This window comes from Streptomyces sp. 150FB, from assembly GCF_000818195.1.
Lineage (GTDB): Bacteria > Actinomycetota > Actinomycetes > Streptomycetales > Streptomycetaceae > Streptomyces.
In genome coordinates, this window is the sequence record NZ_JTHL01000001.1 from 2,762,318 (window position 1) to 2,768,701 (window position 6,384).

At 68.4% G+C, this 6,384-nt stretch carries 5 protein-coding genes and 1 pseudogene; all 6 read left to right on the forward strand.

From position 1 onward, the window contains the following. Positions 1-340: pseudogene (locus tag QR77_RS11615) on the forward strand (ROK family protein); the annotation flags it as partial. A 97-nt stretch (positions 341-437) separates the two neighbouring features. Next, positions 438-1,781: an ABC transporter substrate-binding protein gene (locus tag QR77_RS11620; protein WP_040021484.1), complete on the forward strand. Its 1,344-nt coding sequence runs from the start codon at positions 438-440 to the stop codon at positions 1,779-1,781. A gap of 11 nt (positions 1,782-1,792) precedes the next feature. Further along, on the forward strand, positions 1,793-2,797 hold the full coding sequence (locus QR77_RS11625; protein ID WP_040021486.1) for a sugar ABC transporter permease: 1,005 nt from the start codon (positions 1,793-1,795) through the stop codon (positions 2,795-2,797). A gap of 1 nt (position 2,798) precedes the next feature. Then, the gene (locus QR77_RS11630; protein WP_040021487.1) at positions 2,799-3,701 is read left to right on the forward strand and encodes a carbohydrate ABC transporter permease; all 903 of its coding nucleotides are present in this window, start codon (positions 2,799-2,801) and stop codon (positions 3,699-3,701) included. A gap of 5 nt (positions 3,702-3,706) precedes the next feature. Then, on the forward strand, positions 3,707-4,972 hold the full coding sequence (locus QR77_RS11635; RefSeq protein ID WP_040021489.1) for a 6-phospho-beta-glucosidase: 1,266 nt from the start codon (positions 3,707-3,709) through the stop codon (positions 4,970-4,972). Next, a complete protein-coding gene (locus QR77_RS11640; protein ID WP_052488681.1) occupies positions 4,963-5,973 on the forward strand; it encodes a BadF/BadG/BcrA/BcrD ATPase family protein in 1,011 nt (336 codons plus the stop codon). Before QR77_RS11635 ends, QR77_RS11640 begins: the two co-directional genes overlap by 10 nt. The last annotated feature ends 411 nt before the right edge of the window (positions 5,974-6,384 follow it).

Consider the following 6,384-nt stretch of genomic DNA (forward strand, 5'->3'; position numbering starts at 1 on the left):
CCCGGCGGTGCGTGACCTGGCCGGCGGGCTGCCGCTGGCCGAGGCGCTCGCCGACGAGGCCGTACGCGGCGAGGCGGCCCGCAGGCTGGCCACCGGCCTCGCCGCCGTGGTCGCCGTCGTCGATCCCGAACTGGTCGTCCTCTCAGGCTCGGTGGCCCAGGCCGGCGGAGAGGCACTGCGTGAGCGGGTGCAGGAAGAGCTGACCGGGCTCGCCCTGCCCCGACCACTGCTGCGCATCAGCGACATCGAAGGCGATCCGATCCTGACGGGAGCGCTGCGTACGGCGCTCACGCAGGCGCGCGACGCGGCCTTCGACACGACGCAATCCCCCTCGACGTAATCCCGCACGACCCACCGGCCTACCGGGCGTAGATCACCCATACCCTTTTTGTCACCATTGGCCCCGCTCAGCCCCCTCCCCGTAAAGGAAGTCCGACATGGCGCGATGGCGTATACGCACGTGCGTGCCCGTGGCGCTCGGCGCCGCTGCTGCCCTGCTGTTGTCCGGCTGCGCCAATCCGAGCACCGGCAGCAGCGACGACGATCCGACCAAACCGGTCACGCTGAAGTTCTGGCACGGCTGGTCGACGCCGAACGAGGTGAAGGCGATCAACGACAGCATCGCCCGCTTCGAGAAGCTCCACCCGAACATCAAGGTCGTCTCCACCGGGAACGTCAGCGACGAGACGATCAATCAGGCGCTGCGTGCGGGCGGGGGTTCGGCGCCCGATGTGGTGACGTCGTTCACCACCAACAACGTCGGCCAGTACTGCTCCTCCGGCATGTGGGCCGATCTCGACCCCTTCATGAAGAAGACCGGCGTCGACAAGGCGAAGGTCTTCCCGAAGACCCTGCTGGACTACACGCAGTACCAGGGCGTCCAGTGCGCGCTGCCGCTGCTCGCCGACGCGTACGGCATGTACTACAACAAGGACGACTTCAAGGCGGCGGGGATCAGCCGGCCGCCGCACACCATCTCCGAGATGAAGACCGACGCCGCCAAGCTCGCCGTGAAGAACAAGGACGGCTCGCTCAAGCGTGCGGGCTTCATGCCGAACTTCCGGCTCTACCAGAACAGTCCCGACCGGATGTTCGCGCAGTGGGGCCCGAAGTACTTCGACAAGAACGGCAAGGCGCAGCTCGCCGACGAGCCCAAGACCGCGCAGTACTACGCGGCGATGAAGTCCATCGTCGACGCGCAGGGCGGCTACGCGGCCATGGAGAAGCTGCGGGCCGGCTTCGGGGACGAGATGTCCGACGGCAACGCCTTCCTGACGGGCAAGCTCGCCATGCATCTCGACGGTGAGTGGCGCGGGCTGATGCTCAAGGACGCCAAGGCGAAGTTCAACTGGGGTGTGGCGCCGCTGCCGGTCCCTGACGACCAGGCCAACACGTACGGGCGCGGCTATCTGACCGGCACGGTCACCGGTATCGCGCACAGCAGCACGCACCAGAACGCCGCGTGGGAGCTGGTGAAGTACCTGACGACGGACACCGACCAGGTGGTGAAGTTCGCCAACGCGATCCACAACGTGCCGTCGACGTATCCCGCGCTGAAGTCGCCGGAGCTGGACGCGGACCCGTCGTTCCGGCAGTTCCTGAACATCGCCCAGAACCCGTACAGCCAGGCGATCCCGGCGTCCAACAACGGAGGGCAGTACATCACCTCCTTCCAGGACTTCTCGTACTCCGAGGAAGCGGGCAAGGCGGGCGATCTGCACGCCGGTCTGAAGAAACTCGACGACCAGATCGACGCCGACAACGTCCAGTCGGAAAACTGAGGAGCCGGGTCATGGCACTGTCACTCTCCACCTCGGCACGGGCCGGGGCCGCCGGGACGGGGACCGCGAAGGTTCCGGTCAGCGCGGAGCTCCGGCGCAAGCGCAACCGCCGGCGGCTGCGCACCCTGGGCTTCCTCTCCCCCTGGCTGATCGGTTTCACGGTCTTCTTCGGCTATCCGCTGATCGCCACCGTCTACTTCTCGTTCATGCACTACAACCAGATCAAGTCGCCCACCTTCGTGGGGCTGCGGAACTGGAAGTACGTGTTCGAGCAGATGCCGCTGTTCGGGCCCGCCCTGTGGAACACGCTGTGGCTGGTCGTCGTGATGGTCGCGCTGCGCGTGGTGTTCGGTCTCGGCATCGGCCTGCTGGTGACGAAGATCAAGACCGGCGTCGGGTTCTTCCGTACGGTCTTCTATCTCCCCTATCTGGCCCCGCCGGTGGCCGCGACCGTCGCCTTCGTCTTCCTCCTCAACCCGGCCACCGGGCCGGTCAACGAGGTGCTGTCGTGGGTCGGTCTGCACGGACCGAACTGGTTCAACGACGCGAACTGGGCGAAGCCCTCGCTGGTGATGCTGTCCCTGTGGGGCATCGGTGACCTGATGGTCATCTTCATGGCCTCGCTGCTGGACGTGCCCAAGGACCAGTACGAGGCGGCCGACCTCGACGGCGCGGGCGCCGTCGCCAAGTTCCGCTGGATCACCTGGCCGGCGATCACCCCGATCGTGCTGTTCGCCGTGGTGACGGGCGTCGTCCAGACGATGCAGTACTACACGCAGGCGCTGGTCGCCGGAAAGCTCGCGTCGGGCGTCTCCATCGGCCCCGGTTCGGTGGTCCAGCCCGGCTACCCCGACCACTCGACCCTGACCGTCCCGCAGCTCGTCTACTCGCTGGGCTTCCAGAACTTCAACACCGGTGCGGCATGTGTGCTCTCGCTCGTGCTCTTCGCCATCGCCATGGCCGTCACCGTCCTGCTGATGCGCAAGAGCGTCGGCCTCATCCCGGCGGAGGACTGAGATGACCACCACCACCCTGAACCCACCACCGGCGCTCGCACCGAGCCGTCCCTCGGGACGCGACTCCGCCCGCTTCCGCCGTAAGCGCGCCCTGAACTGGATCGCGGTCCACGCCGTGGCCATCGCGCTGGGGCTCGTCTTCATCCTGCCGTTCGTCTTCGTCTTCCTCACCTCGGTGATGAGCGACGGGCAGGCGCTGACCGGCGACCTGTGGCCGCACTCGTGGAACTGGTCGAACTACTCGACGGTGTTCCACACGCCCGGCTTCCTGACCTGGTGGCGCAACTCGCTGATGTACGCGGTGCTCGGTACCGTCTTCACGGTGATCTCGTCGGTGCCGGTGGCGTACGCGCTCGCCAAGTTCCGCTTCCGGGGCCGGCGCACGGCGATGATCCTGGTGATCTCCACGATGATGCTGCCGCCGCAGGTCATCGTCATCCCGATGTACCTGGTGTGGGCCCAGCAGTTCCACCTCACGGGCTCGCTCTGGCCGCTGATCATCCCGATGGCGTTCGGCGACGCGTACTCGATCTTCCTGCTGCGGCAGTTCCTGCTCACCATCCCGCAGGAGTACATCGAGTCGGCGAAGGTCGACGGCTGCGGTGAGCTGCGCACCCTGCTCAAGATCGTGGTGCCGATGGCGAAGCCGGGCATCGCGGCGATCGCGCTCTTCCAGTTCTTCTACTGCTGGAACGACTACTTCGGGCCGCAGATCTACGCGGCCCAGAACCCGGGCGCCTGGACACTGAGTTACGGCTTGGAGTCCTTCAAGAGCGCCCACAGTGTGAACTGGAACCTGACCATGGCCGCGACGCTGCTCGTCATGGCGCCGGTCATCATCGTGTTCTTCTTCGCACAGAAGGCCTTCGTAGAAGGCGTCACCCTCACCGGAGTAAAGGGCTGAGATTCATGAAGCTCGCAGTGGTAGGCGGAGGATCGACCTACACACCCGAACTCATCGACGGATTCGCACGGTTGAGGGACACTCTGCCGATCGAGGAACTCGTGCTCGTCGACCCCGCGGCCGACCGGCTCGAACTGGTCGGGGGGCTTGCCCGGCGGATCTTCGCCAAGCTCGGCCACCCCGGCCGGATCACCACCACCTCCGACCTGGACGCGGGCGTCGCGGGCGCGGACGCCGTACTGCTCCAGTTGCGCGTGGGCGGGCAGGCCGCCCGCAACCAGGACGAGACCTGGCCGCTCGAATGCGGCTGTGTCGGCCAGGAGACGACCGGCGCCGGAGGCCTCGCCAAGGCGATGCGTACGGTCCCTGTCGTCCTCGACATCGCCGAGCGGGTACGCCGCGCCAACCCCGACGCCTGGATCATCGACTTCACCAACCCGGTGGGGATCGTGACGCGGGCGCTGCTGCAGGCCGGGCACAAGGCCGTCGGGCTGTGCAATGTGGCGATCGGTTTCCAGCGCAAGTTCGCGAAGCTCCTCGATGTGACGCCCGGCGAGGTCTACCTGGAGCACGTCGGCCTCAACCACCTGACGTGGGAGCGCGGCGTACGGCTCGGCGGGCCCGAGGGCGAGGACGTCCTGCCCAAGCTGCTGGTCGAGCACGGCGAGGCGATCGCGTCCGACCTGCACCTGCCGCGCGCGGTGCTCGACCAGTTGGGCGTGGTGCCCTCGTACTACCTGCGCTACTACTACGCGCACGACGAGGTCGTACGGGAGCTGCGCACCAAGCCCTCGCGCGCCTCCGAGGTCGCTGCGATGGAGAAGCAGCTCCTGGAGATGTACGGCGATCCCGCGCTGGAGGAGAAGCCGGAGCTGCTGTCCAAGCGCGGCGGCGCCTTCTACAGCGAGGCCGCGGTGGATCTGGCGGCGTCGCTGCTGCGCGGGGGCGGCTCCCCCGTACAGGTGGTGAACACGTACAACAACGGCACCCTGCCGTTCCTGCCGGACGACGCGGTGATCGAGGTCCAGGCGCGGGTGGGGCTCGACGGCGCGGTGCCGCTCGCCGTACCCGCTCTCGATCCGCTGTATGCGGGCCTCATCGCGAACGTCACCGCCTACGAGGACCTGGCGCTCGAAGCGGCGGTGCACGGCGGCCGCGACCGGGTGTACAAGGCGCTGCTCTCGCACCCTCTGATCGGCCAGTACGAGTACGCGGAGAAGCTCACCGACGAGCTGATCGCGCACAACCGGGAGCACTTCGCGTGGGCGTGAGCACCTTCGGTCCGGCGGCGGGGCGCGCGAGCGTCCTCGCCGTCGACGCCGGTAACAGCAAGACCGATGTGGCCGTGATCGGCGCCGACGGTACGGTGCTCGGCGCGGCCCGCGGGGGCGGCTTCCAGCCGCCGATCGTGGGGATCGAGGCGGCGATCGACGTACTGGCACTGGTCGTCGACGAGGCGGCCTCGGCCGCCGGACTGCCCCGCGAGAACTTCGTCAACCACATCTCCGCGTGTCTCGCCAACGCCGATCTGCCCGTGGAGGAACGCGAGTTGGCGGAGGCGGTGCAGGCACGCGGATGGGGCCTGAGCACCGATGTGCGTAACGACACCTTCGCGATACTGCGGGCAGGGCTGCCGAGCGGCGCCGAGCCGCGCGGTGTCGCCGTCGTGTGCGGGGCCGGCATCAACTGTGTGGGCATGCTGCCGGACGGCCGGACGGCGCGCTTCCCGGCGATCGGCCAGATCTCCGGTGACTGGGGCGGCGGTTCGGGACTCGCCCTGGAGGCGATGTGGTTCGCGGCGCGCGCCGAGGACGGGCGCGGCGAGGCGACGGAGCTGGCCAGAACGCTGCCGGAGCACTTCGGCGTCGGGTCGATGGCCGAGCTGATCGAGGCGCTGCACCGGGGGCGTATCCCGTTCGTGCGCAGGCACGAGATGACGCCGGTGCTGTTCGCGACGAGCGAGGCGGGCGACACGATCGCGCGCTCCCTGGTGGACCGGCTGGCCGACGAGGTCGTGGTGATGGCGACCGTCGCACTCGGCAAGCTGGACCTGCTGGACGAGGAGGCGCCGGTGCTGCTCGGCGGCGGCGTACTGGCGGCGCGCCACCCGCGGTTGAACGACAGGATCGCCGAACTGCTGGCGGCGAAGGCGCCGAAGGCGGTCGTCGGGGTGGTGACCGCGCCACCGGTGCTCGGCGCGGCGCTGCTGGGCCTCGACCATGTCGGTGCGACCGGGGAGGCGCACGCGCGGCTGCACGCGCACTACGTCTGAGCGAGGACGGGTCCGGCGGGGCGAGTCCGGCGGTGCGTGCGCCGTCCGGTGGCCGCCCCGGTCGGTTGAGCGGATGAACGCGCCTTTGGCCAACGCCCTGAAGACCTCCTGAACACGTCCAAGAGGCCCGAAGTGGGAACCGATCAGGGCTTTGCGACGTATTTAAGGTCAGTGGCTTCAGGTCCTGCCCTAAGGTGAGGGGCCCGTACAAGATCCAGTCAATCCTGGTGTGCGCGCGGGCCCCTGCGGCCATACTGCTGGCCGGTAGTCGTCCCCGTTCCGCCGGGGACGGGCCGTCGTCGTCAACTGACCGAGGGGGAGGTCACGTGACTTACCCGCCGAATGTGCGCACCGCGCCGCCATCGGCTCCGCCGCGTGCGCCCGCACAGCCGCCGCCCCGGCCGCCGGGCC

Coding starts and splice junctions, on each gene's coding strand:
- QR77_RS11620 (WP_040021484.1), top strand. CDS start 438: ATGGCGCGATGGCGTATACGCACGTGCGTGCCCGTGGCGCTCGGCGCC.
- QR77_RS11635 (WP_040021489.1), top strand. CDS start 3,707: ATGAAGCTCGCAGTGGTAGGCGGAGGATCGACCTACACACCCGAACTC.
- QR77_RS11625 (WP_040021486.1), top strand. CDS start 1,793: ATGGCACTGTCACTCTCCACCTCGGCACGGGCCGGGGCCGCCGGGACG.
- QR77_RS11630 (WP_040021487.1), top strand. CDS start 2,799: ATGACCACCACCACCCTGAACCCACCACCGGCGCTCGCACCGAGCCGT.